Below are 15,761 nucleotides of genomic sequence, written 5' to 3' on the forward strand. Positions count from 1 at the left end.
ACCAGGACTACCCCGCCGCCCGCGCCTCACGCCGTGTCGGGCCCCTCCCCTGCGCCGGTCCCCGGGCGGGTACCGGTGCCGTGCACGATGCGCTTGGCGTACTCCTCGTTCGGCCGGATCTGCCCGGACAGGATCTGCTCGGCGTAGTGGCAGGCCACCTTGTGCGTGCCCCTCACGGTGCGCAGCTCCGGGCGCTCGGTGTCGCAGCGCTCCTCCTGGCGCCAGGGGCACCGGGTGTGGAAGCGGCAGCCCGGGGGCGGCGCGGCCGGGGAGGGCAGGTCGCCCGCCAGCAGGATGCGCTCGCGGGCGTCCTCCACCTCCGGGTCCGGTACGGGCACGGCCGACATCAGCGAGCGCGTGTACGGGTGCATCGGCGTCTCGTACAGGTCGTCGCCGGAGGCCTCCTCCACGAGCGAGCCCAGGTACATCACGCCGACCACGTCGCTGACGTGGCGCACCACCGCCAGGTCGTGCGCGATGACCAGGTAGGTCAGGCCCAGTTCCTTCTGGAGCCCCTCCAGGAGGTTGAGCACCTGCGCCTGGATCGACACGTCCAGCGCCGACACCGGCTCGTCGCAGATGATGAGGTCGGGCCGCAGCACCAGGGCGCGGGCGATCCCGATGCGCTGGCGCTGGCCGCCGGAGAACTCGTGCGGGTAGCGGGACAGCGCCTTGGCGGAGAGTCCCACCCGCTCCAGCGCGTCCACGACGCGGGCCCGCTGGTCCTGGAGCGTGCGCGCGCGGCGCTCCCGCGGGCTCATGTCCTCTTCCTCACCCGGGCCGCCGATGCCGTGCGCCTGCAGCCCCTCCAGCAGGATGGACCCGATGTTCTGGCGCGGGTTGAGGCTGCCGAGCGGGTCCTGGAAGACCATCTGCAGGTGGCGGCGCTCCCGGCGGATCGTCTCCGTGTCCAGGTCCGCCAGGTTCCGGTCGCCGAACACCACCTGGCCCTCGGTGATGTCGACCAGCCGCAGCACGGCCCGGCCGAGGGTGGTCTTGCCGCAGCCAGACTCCCCCACGAGCCCGTAGGTCTGGCCGCGCTCGATGGTCAGGCTGACCCCGTCCACCGCGCGCACGTGGCCGATCGTGCGGTCGAAGACCACACCGCGCTTGATCGGGAAGTGGACCTTGAGGTCCCTGATCTCCAGCAGGCTCATCCGCGTGCCTCCTCGTCGCCGACCGCGGCCGGGCTCTCCTGTACGGCGCGGTCCGCCGCCTTCGCGTGTCCGACCGGGTTCACGCACCGGTGCGCGTGCTCCCCGGTCGCGTGCACGAGCTCGGGCGCCCCTCGCAGGCACTCCATCGTGTAGTGGTCGCACCGGGGCGCGAACGCGCACCCGTCCGCCCAGGCGATGTTGTCGTTGACCGACCCCCGCACGGGCGTGAGCGGCTCGCCGCGGGGCGCGTCCAGGCGCGGCACGGAGCCCAGCAGCCCGACGGTGTACGGATGCGTGGGCTCGGCGAAGAGCGGGCTCCGGGGCGCCGCCTCCACGGCCCGTCCCGCGTACAGCACGTTGATGTCGTCGCACAGGCCCGCCACCACGCCCAGGTCGTGCGTGATCATGAGCAGGGCCGTGCCCTCCTCCACGACCAGGTCCCTGAGCAGCTCCAGGATCTGGGCCTGGATGGTCACGTCCAGCGCGGTCGTGGGCTCGTCGGCGATCATCAGCTTCGGCCGGCAGGCCACCGCCATGGCGATCAGGGCGCGCTGGCGCATCCCGCCGGAGAGCTGGTGCGGGTACTCCCGGAGCCGCCGTGTGGGATCGGGGATCCCCACCCGGTGCAGCAGGTCGGCGGCCTCCTTGCGGGCGGCCGAGCCCCGCAGCCCGCGGTGGCGCCGGAGGATCTCGGTGACCTGGAGGCCGATGGGGATGACGGGGTTCAGGGAGCTGAGCGGGTCCTGGAAGATCATCGCCAGCTGTGCGCCCCGCAGGTCGCGCATCCGGCGCGGCGACAGGGCGAGCAGGTCGGTCTCGCCCTCGGGCAGCCGCATGCGCGCGGATCCGCCGACGGTGAGGCCGCGGGAGGGCAGCAGTCCCATCAGGGCCAGCGAGGTGACGCTCTTGCCGCAGCCGGACTCGCCGACCAGGCCGGTGACCCGCCCCTCCTCCAGGGTGAAGGAGACCCCGTCCACGGCCCGGACGTCGTCCGCGCCGCGGCGGTGGAACACCACGGACAGCTCGTCCACCGTCAGCAGCGGCGTGCTGGAACTCATGGTCATTTCCTCACCTTCGGGTCGAGGGCCTCGCGCATCGCCTCACCCAGCAGGGTGAAGCCCAGGGCGGTGACGATGATGGCCAGCGCCGGGTACACGGCCAGCGACGGCGCGCTGGACAGGAACCGCTGGGCGTCGGCGAGCATCGTGCCCCACTCGGGGAAGGCCGGGTCCGGGTTGCCCAGGCCCAGGTAGGACAGGGCCGCGGCGTCGATGATGGCGGTCGCCAGGGTGAGGGTGCTCTGGACGATGACCGGGCCCATGGAGTTGGGCAGGATGTGCGCCAGGGCGATGCGGCGCTTGCGCACGCCCAGCGCCTGGGCGGCCAGCACGTAGTCGCGGGAGCCCTGGGAGATCATGGCGCCGCGCAGCAGGCGGGCGAAGATGGGAATCTGGGCGACGCCGACCGCGATCATGACCGTGGTCAGGCTGGGTCCGATGAGCGCGGCGACGGTGACGGCCAGCAGCAGCGTGGGCAGCGCCAGCATCATGTCGATGACGCGCATGACCACGTTGTCGAACCGGCGGCCCCAGGCGCCGCCGAGGCTGGCCGCGGCTCCCGCCGAACCGCCCAGCAGGGCGCCGACGCAGAAGCCGACGAGGGTGGCGACCACGCCGACCAGCAGGGTCTGCCTGGCTCCGATCACCATCCGGGAGAACTGGTCGCGGCCGAGGTTGTCCAGCCCCAGCAGGTTCTCCGCGCGCGGACCGACGAACACGTTGCGGTTGGGGAAGACCTCCGCGCCCCACGTCTGCGCGGTCGGGCTGTAGGGGGCGATGAGCGGCGAGAAGAGCGCCACGAGGACGAACACGGTGACGATGACGGCACCGGAGATGGCCATGGGGCTGCGGCGCATGCGCAGGAAGGCCTCGCGCCACACGCCGGCCCCGTGGCCGTCGTCGCCGCGTTCTCCCATGAGTTCGGCGAGCCGGTCGACCTTGGCGGCCTTGCGCCCCAGCAGGGGCGCGGCCCCGCCCCTGGTCCCGGTGCCGGCGGGGTTCTGGGAACTCGGTGGCGTCGTCATCACTGGGCCCGCACTCTCGGGTCGAGGAGGCTGTAGGAGATGTCCACGAGGAGGTTGATGAACACGTAGACGGTGGCGATGATCAGGATGAACCCGGTGAGCACGGGGTAGTCGCGCTCCTGGGTGGCCGAGTAGATGAACGATCCGATCCCCGGGAAGGCGAACACGCTCTCGGTGAGGACCGCCCCGGCGAAGAGGCTTCCGGTGAGCAGTCCGATGGCGGTGACCACCGGCAGCATCGCGTTGCGCATGACGTGCCTGGTGCGCACGGTGTTGCGGTGCAGGCCCTTGGCGTCGGCGGTGCGCACGTAGTCCTCCTCCAGCACCTCCAGCACGCTGGCCCGCGTCATGCGGACGATGACCGCGAGCGGGATGGAGGCCAGTGCCAGGCCCGGCAGCACCAGGTGGGCGAGCGCGTCGGCGACCACGTCCCACTCGCCGGTGCGCAGCCCGTCCAGGACGGCGAAGCCGCTGAGGTTGGTGCGGTCCAGCCCCGGGGAGAGGCGGAAGGCCGACGGGAACAGTCCGAGCCGTTCGGCGAAGACGACCTTGAGGATGAACGCCAGGAAGAACACCGGTGTGCAGATGCCGACCAGTGATCCGCCCACCGCCGCGAAGTCCAGCACGGTCCCGCGCCGGCGGGCGGCCAGGTAGCCCAGCGGCAGCCCGACCGCGACGGCGATGACCATGGCCGACACGGCGAGTTCGAACGTGGCGGGGAAGCGGGTCAGGAACTCCTCCAGGACCGGCCGACCGCTGGCGATGGAGGTGCCCAGGTCGCCCTGGGCGATGCGCCGCAGGAAGGACAGGTACTGGACCGTGAGCGGCTCGTCGAGCCCGAGCGAGCGCCGGAGCGAGGCCCGCTGCTCATCGGTCGCGTCGTCGGGGAGGAGGGCGTACTCCGGACCGCCGGGAAGCCGTTGCAGCCAGACGAACAGCAGGATCGAGAGTCCGACCAGGGTCGGGATCAGCTGGAGAACTCGCCTGACGATGAATCGCAGCACCTTCGCCGCCTTTCGTCAGTGGTGAGAACGATGGGACGCGAACGCCTCCGCCGGGATGGGGCGGGCGTCGTCGGGGAGGGTGGTGGGTCGGCCCGTCGTCCGCGGGGATGGCCCGCGGGCGCCGGGCGGCACGCGGATCCGCGTGCAGGGAGGGGCCCGGCCGTCGTGTGGACCGGCCGGGCCCTGTCGGGGGCTGGTGCCCTACTTCCAGGAGGCTTCGGAGAAGTTCTCCTGGGTGAGCGGACTGACCGCGGGTGGGTTGACGTTCTCGGCGAAGGCGATGGACGGCGGGGAGCTGGAGATGGGCAGCCCCGGGAGGATGTCCATGATCTGGTTGTTCAGCTCCTGGTAGGCGGCGACGCGCTCCGCGTCGTCGGGGTTGCCGCTCGCCTCGGCCATGGCCTCGAACAGGTCCTCGTCGCGGAAGCCGAACTCGCTGTTGTAGCCGGAGAACCAGGTGCCGATGAAGTTGTAGGCGTCGTTGTAGTCACCGGTCCAGCCGAGCAGGTACAGCGGGCACTCGCCGGAGTTGGTGCGCGGGATGTAGTCGGCCCACTCGTAGGTGACCGGCTCCACGGTCACGCCGACCGCCTCCAGGTCCGCGGAGATGACGTCGAAGATGTCACGCGGCGCGGGCATGTAGGGGCGGGTGACGTCGGACGGGTAGCAGAACTCCAGCGTCAGGTCCTCCTGGCCGGCGTCGGCGAGCATCTCCTCGGCCAGGTCGGGGTCGTAGTCGTAGGTCTGCACGTCCGGCGACCAGCCGTCGAGGGTGTCGGGGTGGAACTGCGTGGCCACCTCGCCGCCCGCGGGCAGGATCGTGTCGACGATGCGCTGGCGGTCGACGGCGTGCGCGAGGGCCTGGCGCACCTCCAGGTCCGCGAGCGCCTCGTTGGCCTCCTGCTGGTAGGCCATGTAGAGGACGTTGAACACGTCGCGTGTGGGCACCTGGAAGCCGGCGGCCTCCAGCGGTTCCACGTCGGCGGGCGCCACGAGGTCGTACCCGTGGATGTCGCCGGCCTCCAGGGCCTGGCGGCGGGCCGTCTCGTCGGGGATGGCGCGCAGGAGCATGGTCTCGAAGCCCGCGGGCTCGCCCCAGTAGTCCTCGAAGCGCTGGAGGGTGACCTCGTCCTGGTCCTGGTCCCACTCCTCGACGGTGAAGGGCCCGGTCCCGGCCACGGTCCCGGCGACCTGGCTGTACTCGGGGAGCGTGTAGTTGCCCTCCTCGCCGGTGATCTCCTGGTCGGCGATGGCCTCCAGGGTGGACGGGCTCATGAGTCCGAACGCCGCGAGGCTGAATCCGCCGGGGAAGATCGAGGAGTATTCCGTGATGGTGATGACGGGGGTCAGCTCGTCCTGGGCCTCGCAGGAAACGTACCGCGAGTCGGGGATGTCCTCGTCCTCGTTCTCCGCGAAGCCGCCGAACACCGACTGCCAGTAGTAGGAGTTGTTGGAACTCTGGTAACCGCCCGTGAGGTTGTGCCAGCGGTCGAAATTCGCGCAGACGGCTTCGGCGTTCAGGGCGTCGCCGTCGTGGAACTGCACGTTCTCACGAAGGTGGAACGTCCATTCGGTTCCGTCCTCGGACTGTTCCCAGTCCTCGGCGAGCCCGCCGACGATCTCGCTGCCGCCCGACTCGTGGCGCAGCAGGGTCTCGAAGACCTGGCGGCTGTATCGGTAGGTCTCACCATCGCTGGTGAGGAAGGGGTCCAGGGTGCTGATGCTGCCCGCGGCCGCGAACACGAAGGGCTCTGAGGAGTCGGCACCGTCACCCCCTTCGCGCGTACTCTCCGCGCACGCTGTCGCGACCAGCGCGAGTGAGGTAGCCGCCGCCAGGAGGGCGAGCGGCTTTCGGGAAGACTTCCTGAGCATGGTCCACCTCAATGCGGGCCGGGGGTGTGGCCCTCGTCGATTGAGTGGACCCTAGACCGAACGCGGTCCCGGTGTGAAGATAGACGACTGGGTATTAATACAACCGTTTCAGTTCTGTGCCGGGATCCATAGATGGCGTTTCCCGGCATCGTGTACAACTGCGCGGCCTTATCACGACCAACGGCCGCGCGATACCCCTGTCACTTTCCGCGCACGCGCAGAAACCCGTTTTTCATCGGCTCATCGGATGAATGACGGCGGGCGATTTCGTCCCCATTCGTCACACCAACCCCGCCCCACCCCTGCGCACCGGGGCCGGAAGCGCCCTATGATCTGGCAATGACCACTCCCCTTGACGACGCGGACCTGACCGCGTTCCTGGAAGGCCAGGAGACCTCCTGGCTGGCCGAACAGCTCATGCTGGTGGCCGACGAGGACCCCATCACCCGCATCCGCCTGACCGCCGCGGCGGGTTCCGAGAGCGTCGTCGAGGAGGCCCGGGCCGCGACCCTGGCCGCCGTCGTCGACCACGTACCGGCCGCCGAGGACGAGGAGGAGGACGACGGCGACGCCCTCCACCGCGTCCTGGACCTGCTCGACGACCTGGTCGACTACGGGTTCGAGGACGAGACCTCCGACATCGCCGACGAGGCGCGCGAACTGTACGTCACGCGCCACGGGGAGGACGACAGCGAGCACCTGGCCCGGCTGCACGTCATCGCCGACGGCGCCGAGGAGGACGAGGAGCACGAGCAGGCCGTCTGAGGGCGTGTCCGGCGGACACGTGCCGGACACACGCGAGGGCGTGTGCGGCGGACACCCCGCCGGACACGCGCGAGGGTCGGGCGGACCGGGCGGCGACCCGGCCCGCGCGGCCCTCGTCGCGTTCCGCTACGAGTCGCGCGCTCCGCACCAGCGGCGCACCTCGGTGCTCCACAGGGCGATGTTGGCCGTGATGGCGAGCATCGCGGAGAGGAAGCCGGCCAGCATGAGGGGCGTGTCCGCGAACTGGGCGGCCAGGCGCAGCGCGTGGGCGGCCCCGAGCAACGCGATCCCGGCGAGGACGCGGGCCGTCCACCACGGCGCGGGCACGGCCCGGCGCACGGGGATCGCCGTCCCGGCCAGGGCCGCGCCCACGATGGCCGCGCCGACGACCAGGGTCCACATGGGCGTCTGGAAGCGGTCCGGCACACCGGCGTCCAGCACGGCCCACACCAGGTAGGCCTGGAGCGCGCCCACCGGAAGCGCGGCGAGGAGCACACCGGCGGTCTGCCGCACGTCCGCGGGCGGTCGCTGACCGGCGCGGCGCGAGGTGAAGAGCCGCCGGACGTCGACCCGGGGCAGCGAGGTGACCACCCGCCGGGCGTCGACGCGGGGCAGCGAGGTGAGGCGGGCCGGGATCCGGATCGGGACGCGTCGGCCGCCGTCGGCGGACCGGGGCTCGTCCGTCCGGTCGGCGTCGCCGCGGGCGTCAGCGGTCCCGGAGGGGTCGGCCTCCTCGGGGGTGTCGGCTGTCTCGGAGGTGTCAGCCGCCCCGGACGTGTCGGCTTTCCCAGGCTCGTCAGCCGTCCCGGACGTGTCAGCCGTTTCAGCTGCCTCAGCCGACCCAGCCGCCTCGGGCTTCCCGGACTCGTCGGCCTTCTCCGCCCTGTCGGACGTCTCGGACGCCCCAGGCTCGTCGGCCTTCTCCGCCCTGTCGGACGTCTCGGACGCCCCAGGCTCGTCGGCCTTCTCCGCCCTGTCGGACGTCTCGGACGCCCCGGGCTCGTCGGCCTTCTCCGCTCCGTCGGCTGTCTCGGGGGTGTCAGCCGCCCCGGACGTCTCAGCCGTCTCAGAAGTGTCGGCCGTCCCGGCCGTGTCAGGCTTCTCGGACGTGTCGGCACTCGCAGACTTGTCGGTCGACTCGGACTTCTCGTCGTCGGCACCGTCAGCCGACCCAGCCGTCTCGGCTGTCTCGGAAGCGTCAGCCGCCCCGGACATGTCAGCCGTCTCGGACGTGTCGGCTTTCCCAGGCTCGTCAGCCGACTCGGAGGTGTCAGCCGCCCCGGACGTCTCAGCCGTCTCAGGCTGTTCGGACTCGTCCATTGTCTCGGCCGCCTCGGGGGTGTCCCCCTTCTCGGGCTTCTCGTCGTCGGCGCCGTCAGCCGTCTCGGCTGCCTCGGTCGACTCAGCGGTCTCGGGCTTCTCGCCCTCCTCTTTCCTGTCGGCCGTCCCGGACGTGTCGGCCTGCGGTGCGCTGTCGGCGTTCTCGGTGTTCTCGGGCTTCTCGGACGTGTCGGTCTGTACCTCCGCGGGGGCCGTGGCGGGGGACGAAACGGTATCTTGCATGCCGACCAGGGTCGCGTGTCGACCGCGCTCACACAAGTCGCCCACCACGGCACATGCGTAACAAAAACGTTCCACCGCCCGGCCGTCGTCATCGCCGGTGATCAGGTGAAGGTCGACCCCAGCCGCTGCTCGACGTACCCCAGGGACCGCTCGACCAAGGTGTCCACGTCCAGCCGCACGTCGAACACCGCGCCCTCCTCGTCGGGCTCCAACGGCTCCAGGGTGTCCAGTTGCGAGCGCAGCAGCGCGGGCGGCATGAAGTGGTCGGCGCGGGCGGCGATGCGGTCGATGATCACCTCCTCGGGTCCGTCCATGTGCAGGAAGTGCACACCGGGAGCGCCGCCGCGCAGGACGTCGCGGTAGTCGCGCCGGAGCGCGGAGCAGGCCATGACCGAGTGCTCCCCGCGGGCGTCGTGCGCGGCGATCCACCCGGCCAGCTCGCGCAGCCACGGCCAGCGGTCCTCGTCGGTCAGCGGCACGCCCTCCGACATCTTGTCGATGTTGGCCGGGGGGTGGAACGCGTCCGCCTCGGCGAAGGGCAGGCCGAGCCGCGCGGCCACGTTCTGGGCCACGGTCGTCTTTCCGCTGCCCGCGACGCCCATGAAGACAAAGTGCATGGTCTCTCCGTGTCGTGGGCCCGCACGTGTGTCGGCGGCGGGCACCACTAATAGTGATATCAATCTTTCGGGCTAGGCTTCAGGCTGACCGCTGGCCGGAATCGGTCGAGGACGGAGCCGACAGGAGCACGGGAACGATGGCGACAGACCACCGCACGCTGCACAACCGGGTGCTGGCGGTGCTCGGGCCCGCCATCGCCGGGGACGAGTACGCCGCGGGCCACACGTTCACCCTCCAGGGGCTGGAGCAGGACTTCGGTGTCTCCCGGACGGTGGCGCGCGAGGCCGTCCGTGTCCTGGAGTCGATGCGGCTCGTGGTCAGCCGCCCCCGCACCGGTATCCGGGTGCGGCCCCGCCGTGAGTGGAACATCTTCGACCCCCAGCTGATCCGCTGGCGGCTGGCCGGCGAGGGCCGGATGGTCCAGCTGCGCTCCCTCAACGAGCTGCGTGCCGCCGTGGAACCGGCGGCGGCCGCCCTCTCCGCCCGCCACGGCGATGCCGAGGAGCGGGCCCGGCTGGCCGTGGTGGCCGAGCAGATGGCCGCGACGGGCCGCGCGGGCGACCTGGAGACCTTCCTCGAACTGGACATCGCCTTCCACCGCAGCATTCTCGAACTGTCCGGGAACGAGATGTTCGCCGGACTGGCCCAGGTGGTCGCCGAGGTGCTGGTCGGCCGGACCTCCTACCACCTGATGCCGCTCACGCCGCGCCCCGAGGCGCTGCGCCTGCACCTGGCGGTGGCACAGGCCATCCGGGACGGGCTCCCGGACGTCGCGGAGGCCGCGATGCGCTCCATCGTCACGGAGGTCTCCACCGCACTGGAGGACGACACGCCATCCGAGCCGGACGACGCGCCGTCCTCCTGAGCGGGGATCCGGCCCCTAGACGACCAGGCTGAGGCCGAAGGCCAGGCCGAAGCCGACGAAACCGATGAGCGTCTCCATGACGGTCCAGGTCTTCAGCGTGGTCTTGACGTCCATGTTGAGGAAGCGGCCGACCAGCCAGAAGCCCGAGTCGTTGACGTGCGAGAACGCGGTGGCGCCACAGGCGATGGCCACGACGACCAGCGCCAGGTCGATCGAGGACAGCCCGGTGTCGGCGTGCACGGCCGGGGCGATAAGGCCGGCGGCGGTGGTCAGGGCGACGGTCGCCGACCCCTGGGCCACGCGCAGGGCCAGGGCGATGACGAAGGCCGCGACGATCACGGGCAGGCCGGTGGACTCCAGGGTCCCGGCGAGCGCCTCGCCGATACCGCTGGTGCGCAGGACGCCGCCGAACATGCCGCCCGCGCCGGTGATGAGGATGATGGCGCACACGGGGCCGAGCGCGCCCCCGACGATCTCCTCCACGCGGGCCCGGCTGAAGCGCCCGTTGCTCAGCACGACCATGGCCGCGAGCAGCGTGACCAGCAGCGCGATGGGCGTCTGGCCCAGCAGCATGAGGACCTGGACCCACAGGGCGTCCTCGGCGATGTTGCCGGTGGCGACGAGGGTGGCGGTGCCGGTGTTGCCGAAGATCAGCAGCATCGGCAGCAGCAGGAGGCCGAGAACGGTGGCCAGGTGCGGCGGGTTCTCGTGCTTGACCGTGCCGTCGGACAGGATGTCGTCGGGCACGGGGAGCTCGAACCGCTTGCCCGCCCACAGGCCGAACAGGTAGCTGGACACGTACCAGGTCGGGATGGCCAGGACCAGGCCGACCAGCAGGGTCAGGCCCATGTCGGCGCCGACCTCCACGGCGGCCGTGACCGGCCCGGGGTGCGGCGGCACGAACGCGTGCATGACCGCGAACGCACCGGCCGTGGGCAGGGCGTACGTGATCACGGACCCGCCCACGCGGCGGGCGACGCTGAAGACGATCGGCAGCATGACGATGAGGCCGACGTCGAAGAAGATCGGGAAGCCGAAGAGCAGCGAGGCCACGCCGAGGGCCAGCGGCGCCCGCTTCTCACCGAAGAGCCTGATCAGGGCGCCCGCCAGGACGGCGGCACCACCGGTGATCTCCAGCAGGCGGCCGATCATGACGCCCAGGCCGACCAGGAGGGCGACGTTGGCGAGGGTGCCGCCGAACCCGTCCAGGAGGGTGGGCACCACCCCGGAGACCGGGATGCCGGCGGCGAGTGCGGTCAGCACGCTGACCAGGACGAGCGCGACGAACGCGTGCAGTCGGAAACGGATGATCAACAGCAGCAGGAGCGCGATGGCGCCCGCCGCGATCCCGAGGAGGGGACCCGTGCCGTAGACGGGCTCGAAGTTCTCCACGACGGAGCCTTCCAGTGGACGGTGGTGCGGTGGCCGCCGCGTTAACGGCTCTGACCCACGCTGAAACGGACGTCGGCAATGGTAATACCATTTGTGAGCTTCTGTGAACCCGGGCGTTCGCATCTGTTACTCCGCTGAGACCCGCGTCACCCACCAGCCCCGCCCCACAGGCGTTCCCACACGTCGGGCCCCGGGGAGGAACCTCCCCGGGGCCCGGTCACGACGGTTCTCTCCGTCGGCTCTCTGTCGGCCTCAGCCCGCCAGGGCCGCGGCCACCGCCTGGCCGACCTCCTCGGACGTGAGGTGGGGCGCGGCGTCGTGGGCCTTGGGCCCGTTGTCCACGGGCACGTCGTCGATCCCGCCGAACAGCGGTTCGAGCTCCTTGGGACCGGCGAAACAAAGGACGACCACATCCTCGTCGTTGAGGTCCACGTCCGCGACCCAGCGCCTGATCTTCTCGCGAATGTCGTTCGCGCTCTCGTATCCGCCCATGCCCTCCGAAACGGGCTCGTGGTCGAATGCGGGGAACAGGTCCCGGACGGCGCGAACCTCCGCGCCGACCCGGCCCAACTGCTGCTCCTCAGGGAGGTTCCGGCACCTGGAGACGCCGGTGGCGAGGAAGAAGCGACGACCGGCCCCACTCGGCAAGGGGGCCAAGCTCTCCGGTTTTCGCCGTGGGGGTAATTGTCTTTGCGCGTCGCCCGAAAAGGAACGGATAGCCGACACTCATCTCATTATGCCTACACGCTTCCCAGCTCTCGGGAATCATGTTCTCCCCGCGCATTCCCTCGGTGGCCGCCCACACGCACCACTTGACAGCATGTTGTCGTTTTGACAGGATGTTGTCATGAGCACAGAGAGCGCCATCACCGTCCACCTCGCCGTCTACGACGACCTCGCCGACTGGGAGATCGGGCACGCGGTGTCCCAGATCCGTACCGGGGACTGGCAGCGCCAGCCCGGACGCTACGACGTCGTCACGGTCGGCCTCAGCGGCGCGCCGATCACCACGATGGGCGGCCTCACGGTCCTGCCCGACATCACGCTCGCCGACCTCAAGCCCACCGCGAGCGCCATGCTGATCCTGCCGGGCGCCACCGGCTGGGACACCGACCCCGAGTCGCTGGCGCCCTTCGCCTCCGCCGCCGGGATCTTCCTCGACGCGGGCGTTCCGGTCGCCGCCATCTGCGGCGCCACCGCCGGGCTGGCGCGCGAGGGCCTGCTCGACCACCGGGACCACACCAGCGCGGTCCCGGAGTACCTCCAGGCCACCGGCTACTCCGGCGCGGGCCGCTACCGCCACGACCTCGCCGTGACCGACGGCGACCTCATCACCGCCAACCCGACGGCGCCGGTCGAGTTCGCCCGCGAGATCTTCCTGCGCCTGGACCTGCACCAGCCCCGGATCGTCGACGCCTGGCACCGGTTGTTCGCCCAGCACGACGCCTCGGCGTACATGGTGCTCCAGGAGGAGGTGTGAGCAGGGCACCCGCCACGTCCGACCACGCCGCCCTGCTCAGCGGGACCGCGATGACCGTCTTCCGGCTCAACGGCCAGATCCTGGCCGTGGCCGAGGAGCTGGCCCGCGCGGGCGGGCTGACGGCCGCGCGGTGGCAGGTCCTGGGCGCGGTCCTGTCCGAGCCGCTGCCGGTCTCCGCCATCGCCCGACGGTTCGGCACCTCCCGGCAGAGCGTCCAGCGCATCGCCGACGTGCTGGTCGAGCAGGGGCTGTGCGAGTACCGGCCCAACCCGGCGCACAGCCGGGCCAAGCTGCTCAGACCCACCGACGCGGGGCTGGCCGCGGTGCGCAGGATCGGGCCCGACCACGCCCGGTTCGCCGAGGCGCTGGTGGCCGAGATGGGGACGGAGGAGGCCGAGGAGGCTCTGACGGCACTGCGCTCGCTCTCCCGGGCCCTGGACCGGGTCGCCGGGGACTGACCCGCGCCGGTTATGTTCGGTGGGCAGCCCACGCGAAGGAGCCCGCCATGATCGACCTGCGCTCGGACACCGTCACCCGCCCCACCCCGGCCATGCGCCGGGCGATGGCCGAGGCCGAGGTCGGCGACGACGTGCTCGGCGAGGACCCCACGGTCCGCGAGCTGGAGGAGGAGACCGCCGCGCTGCTCGGCACGGAGGCGGCCCTGTACGTTCCCTCGGGACACATGGCCAACCAGCTCGGGCTGTACGTGTCCACACGCAGCGGCGACGAGGTGTGGGCGCACGAGCACCACCACCTCATCGGGGACGAGCAGGGCGCCTCGGCGGTGCTGTCGCGGGTCCAGCCCCGCACCTTCTCCGAGGGCGTGGCGCCCTCCGACGCGCGGCTGGAGTCCTGGTTCGCCGGTGCCCGCGAGGGCAACGTGCACCGGGCCGATCCCTCCCTGCTGTGGCTGGAGAACACCTTCACCGGCCGGGTGGTCCCGCTGGCGGAGCAGCACCGGGTGACCGCGTTCGCGCACCGCAACGGCATGCGCGCCCACCTGGACGGCGCCCGGCTGTGGAACGCCGCCGCGGCCCTGGACGCCGCCCCGGCCGAGGTCGCCGACGGCTTCGACACGGTCTCGGTGTGCTTCTCGAAGGGACTGGGCGCGCCCGTGGGCTCCGCGCTGGCCGGTGACGCCGACGCGGTGCTGCGCGCCCGCCGGGGCCGCAAGCTGCTCGGGGCGGGGATGCGCCAGGCCGGGATCATCGCGGCCGGGGCGCTGTACGCGCTGCGCCACCACCGCGAGCGGGTCGTGGCCGACCACGAGCGCGCGGAGCTGCTGGCGGCCCGGATCGACGAGCTGCCCGGGCTGTCGGCCACGGCCGCCACCAACATGGTCCTGGTGGACACACCCGAGGGCCGGGCGGCCGAGTACATCGACGCCTTCAACGATCACGGGGTGGCCGCGCTGGGCCGCGGATCGCGCATCCGTCTCGTGCTGCACCTGGACATCACCGACGGCGACGTCGCCGAGGCCGCGCAGGCGATCTCCAAGGCCGCCGCCCACCTGTGATCGCGCCACCCGCCCAGGTCAGGCCGCAGGACCCGCGGCTACACTGTGCCGGTCCCGCACCCGTGTCCGTCGCCCGGGGGTGGTGCGCGTCACGACGCGTAGTAGCATTCGGCGTATGACATTGTCGTACTAGAGAGTGGTAGCACCGCAATGCCGGGAAGAATCCAGTCCATCGAACGCGCGGCCGCCATCCTGCGCCTGCTGGCGAGCGGCGCCAGAGGGCTGAGCCTCGCGGAGATCTCCCGGTCGCTCGAACTCCCCAAGGGCACCGCCCTGGGCATCCTGCGCACGCTCCAGCACGTGGGCTTCGTCGAACAGGATCCCGAGTCCGGCCACTACCGGCTCGGCGGCGGCATGCTGAGCCTGGGCACGCGCTACCTGGACGGCAACGAGCTGCGCACACGGGCTCTGAACTGGGCGGACACCCTCGCCTCACGGAGCGGGGAGAGCGTGCGGATCGGCACCCTGCACAAGCGGCAGGTCCTGATCGTGCACCACGTGTTCCGGCCCGACTCCTCCGCCCAGACCCTGGACGTGGGGACGCTCCTGCCGCTGCACGCGACCGCCATCGGCAAGGCCCTCATGGCCTTCGACCCGCTGGCCGTGCCCGACGAGGACCCCGCGACCGCCGACGACGGCGACGCCCTCACCCTGACCTCCTTCACCCGCCACACCGTCACCTCCCCCGCCACCCTGGAACAGCAGCTGGTCGAGGTACGCGACAGCGGCTGGGCCTGGGAGGTCGAGGAGCTGGTGGAGGGCGAGGTGTCGATCGCCGCGCCCATCCGCGACCGGCGCGGGGTGACCGTGGGCGCGATCGGGGTACGCGGCGCCGTGGAGCGCCTGGCCAGCTCCGAGGGCAAGCCCGACATGGAACAGGTGTCCTACGTGCGCGACGCCGCGCGCGCCATCTCCCGCGAGCTGGGCGTCACGCCCTACTGAACCCGCCCCTGCCTGCCCTCTGACCAGGGGGTTCGCTCGGCGTGCGCCAGTAACGACGAGGAAGGCCCCGTCTGCCAGGCGCCCGGGCCGAAGCGAGGAACGAGCGAAGGCCAAGGCAAGCACAAGTGAGGGCGCCGACGGGTCCTGGAGTGGCTGGAGGTGGGTCCGCGAGGAACGAGCGGGCACACCGGAAGACGCGAAGGCCCCGTCTGCCAGGCGCCCGAACCCGGTTCACAGCGGTTCACCGGAATTATCACGCACCCCTCGCCGGAGTGGTGCGCTTCCTCGCCCTGCCCGGCTCTGGAAGCGTGATGGACGGTCGCACAGTGACCCACGCGACACGATTGCGTCACGCGGCCTTGACATGGGAAGGAAAGACGGATGAAACTAGCGCCTAATCGTGCGTCAATGTCGTACATCGTGCGGAGTTGAGAAGGGTTCACACGTCAGCGGCCCACCGGAGCCGGTCTCGCGTACACGAGACCGCACCCGGACACCGCGACA

The 15,761-nt window shown here is 71.3% G+C and carries 15 protein-coding genes; 6 read left to right on the forward strand and 9 right to left on the reverse strand.

What is annotated here, in order from left to right; translation table 11 throughout:
• Positions 1 to 26: 26 nt before the first annotated feature.
• The 5 genes from ADL05_RS03880 to ADL05_RS03900 all read right to left on the reverse strand — a co-directional run bounded on the left by ADL05_RS03880 (position 27) and on the right by ADL05_RS03900 (position 6,116).
• Positions 27 to 1,157, reverse strand: a complete 1,131-nt coding sequence (locus ADL05_RS03880; RefSeq protein WP_053615458.1) for an ABC transporter ATP-binding protein — start codon at positions 1,155 to 1,157, stop codon at positions 27 to 29.
• Positions 1,154 to 2,221, reverse strand: a complete 1,068-nt coding sequence (locus ADL05_RS03885; protein WP_053615459.1) for an ABC transporter ATP-binding protein — start codon at positions 2,219 to 2,221, stop codon at positions 1,154 to 1,156. The genes ADL05_RS03880 and ADL05_RS03885 overlap by 4 nt, the downstream gene beginning before the upstream one ends.
• The gene (locus ADL05_RS03890; RefSeq protein WP_053615460.1) at positions 2,218 to 3,240 is read right to left on the reverse strand and encodes an ABC transporter permease; all 1,023 of its coding nucleotides are present in this window, start codon (positions 3,238 to 3,240) and stop codon (positions 2,218 to 2,220) included. Before ADL05_RS03890 ends, ADL05_RS03885 begins: the two co-directional genes overlap by 4 nt.
• The gene (locus ADL05_RS03895) at positions 3,240 to 4,244 is read right to left on the reverse strand and encodes an ABC transporter permease (RefSeq protein WP_053615461.1); all 1,005 of its coding nucleotides are present in this window, start codon (positions 4,242 to 4,244) and stop codon (positions 3,240 to 3,242) included. Before ADL05_RS03895 ends, ADL05_RS03890 begins: the two co-directional genes overlap by 1 nt.
• Before the next feature lie 201 nt (positions 4,245 to 4,445).
• The gene (locus tag ADL05_RS03900) at positions 4,446 to 6,116 is read right to left on the reverse strand and encodes an ABC transporter substrate-binding protein (RefSeq protein WP_053615462.1); all 1,671 of its coding nucleotides are present in this window, start codon (positions 6,114 to 6,116) and stop codon (positions 4,446 to 4,448) included.
• 339 nt (positions 6,117 to 6,455) lie between these two features.
• Between ADL05_RS03900 and ADL05_RS03905 the strand changes: the two genes are divergently transcribed.
• Positions 6,456 to 6,881: a hypothetical protein gene (locus ADL05_RS03905; RefSeq protein ID WP_053615463.1), complete on the forward strand. Its 426-nt coding sequence runs from the start codon at positions 6,456 to 6,458 to the stop codon at positions 6,879 to 6,881.
• Between the two features lie 126 nt (positions 6,882 to 7,007).
• Here ADL05_RS03905 and ADL05_RS03910 read toward each other — a convergent pair whose 3' ends face one another.
• Both ADL05_RS03910 and ADL05_RS03915 read right to left on the reverse strand, forming a co-directional pair.
• Entirely contained in the window at positions 7,008 to 8,444 is a 1,437-nt protein-coding gene (locus ADL05_RS03910) for a hypothetical protein (RefSeq protein ID WP_156365709.1), read from the reverse strand.
• 101 nt (positions 8,445 to 8,545) lie between these two features.
• A complete protein-coding gene (locus tag ADL05_RS03915) occupies positions 8,546 to 9,061 on the reverse strand; it encodes a gluconokinase (protein ID WP_053615465.1) in 516 nt (171 codons plus the stop codon).
• Between the two features lie 137 nt (positions 9,062 to 9,198).
• Between ADL05_RS03915 and ADL05_RS03920 the strand changes: the two genes are divergently transcribed.
• Positions 9,199 to 9,927 (forward strand): FadR/GntR family transcriptional regulator, encoded by a 729-nt coding sequence (locus tag ADL05_RS03920; protein WP_053615466.1) that lies wholly within the window; start codon positions 9,199 to 9,201, stop codon positions 9,925 to 9,927.
• 15 nt (positions 9,928 to 9,942) lie between these two features.
• Here ADL05_RS03920 and ADL05_RS03925 read toward each other — a convergent pair whose 3' ends face one another.
• Both ADL05_RS03925 and ADL05_RS03930 read right to left on the reverse strand, forming a co-directional pair.
• Positions 9,943 to 11,319, reverse strand: coding sequence for a GntP family permease (locus tag ADL05_RS03925; RefSeq protein WP_053615467.1), 1,377 nt, complete (start codon positions 11,317 to 11,319; stop codon positions 9,943 to 9,945).
• A gap of 252 nt (positions 11,320 to 11,571) precedes the next feature.
• Positions 11,572 to 11,967, reverse strand: a complete 396-nt coding sequence (locus tag ADL05_RS03930) for a hypothetical protein (RefSeq protein ID WP_156365710.1) — start codon at positions 11,965 to 11,967, stop codon at positions 11,572 to 11,574.
• A 199-nt stretch (positions 11,968 to 12,166) separates the two neighbouring features.
• On the opposite strand from ADL05_RS03930, the gene ADL05_RS03935 reads away from it, so the two are divergent.
• The 4 genes from ADL05_RS03935 to ADL05_RS03950 all read left to right on the forward strand — a co-directional run bounded on the left by ADL05_RS03935 (position 12,167) and on the right by ADL05_RS03950 (position 15,257).
• Positions 12,167 to 12,799: a DJ-1/PfpI family protein gene (locus ADL05_RS03935; protein WP_053615469.1), complete on the forward strand. Its 633-nt coding sequence runs from the start codon at positions 12,167 to 12,169 to the stop codon at positions 12,797 to 12,799.
• Positions 12,800 to 12,849: 50 nt separating this feature from the next.
• A complete protein-coding gene (locus tag ADL05_RS03940) occupies positions 12,850 to 13,257 on the forward strand; it encodes a MarR family winged helix-turn-helix transcriptional regulator (RefSeq protein ID WP_053615612.1) in 408 nt (135 codons plus the stop codon).
• A 47-nt stretch (positions 13,258 to 13,304) separates the two neighbouring features.
• On the forward strand, positions 13,305 to 14,315 hold the full coding sequence (locus ADL05_RS03945; protein ID WP_053615470.1) for a low specificity L-threonine aldolase: 1,011 nt from the start codon (positions 13,305 to 13,307) through the stop codon (positions 14,313 to 14,315).
• A gap of 150 nt (positions 14,316 to 14,465) precedes the next feature.
• Positions 14,466 to 15,257 (forward strand): IclR family transcriptional regulator, encoded by a 792-nt coding sequence (locus ADL05_RS03950; RefSeq protein WP_053615471.1) that lies wholly within the window; start codon positions 14,466 to 14,468, stop codon positions 15,255 to 15,257.
• Positions 15,258 to 15,761 lie beyond the last annotated feature (504 nt).

It is taken from the genome of Nocardiopsis sp. NRRL B-16309 (genome assembly GCF_001279585.1).
Taxonomy (GTDB): Bacteria; Actinomycetota; Actinomycetes; order Streptosporangiales; family Streptosporangiaceae; genus Nocardiopsis.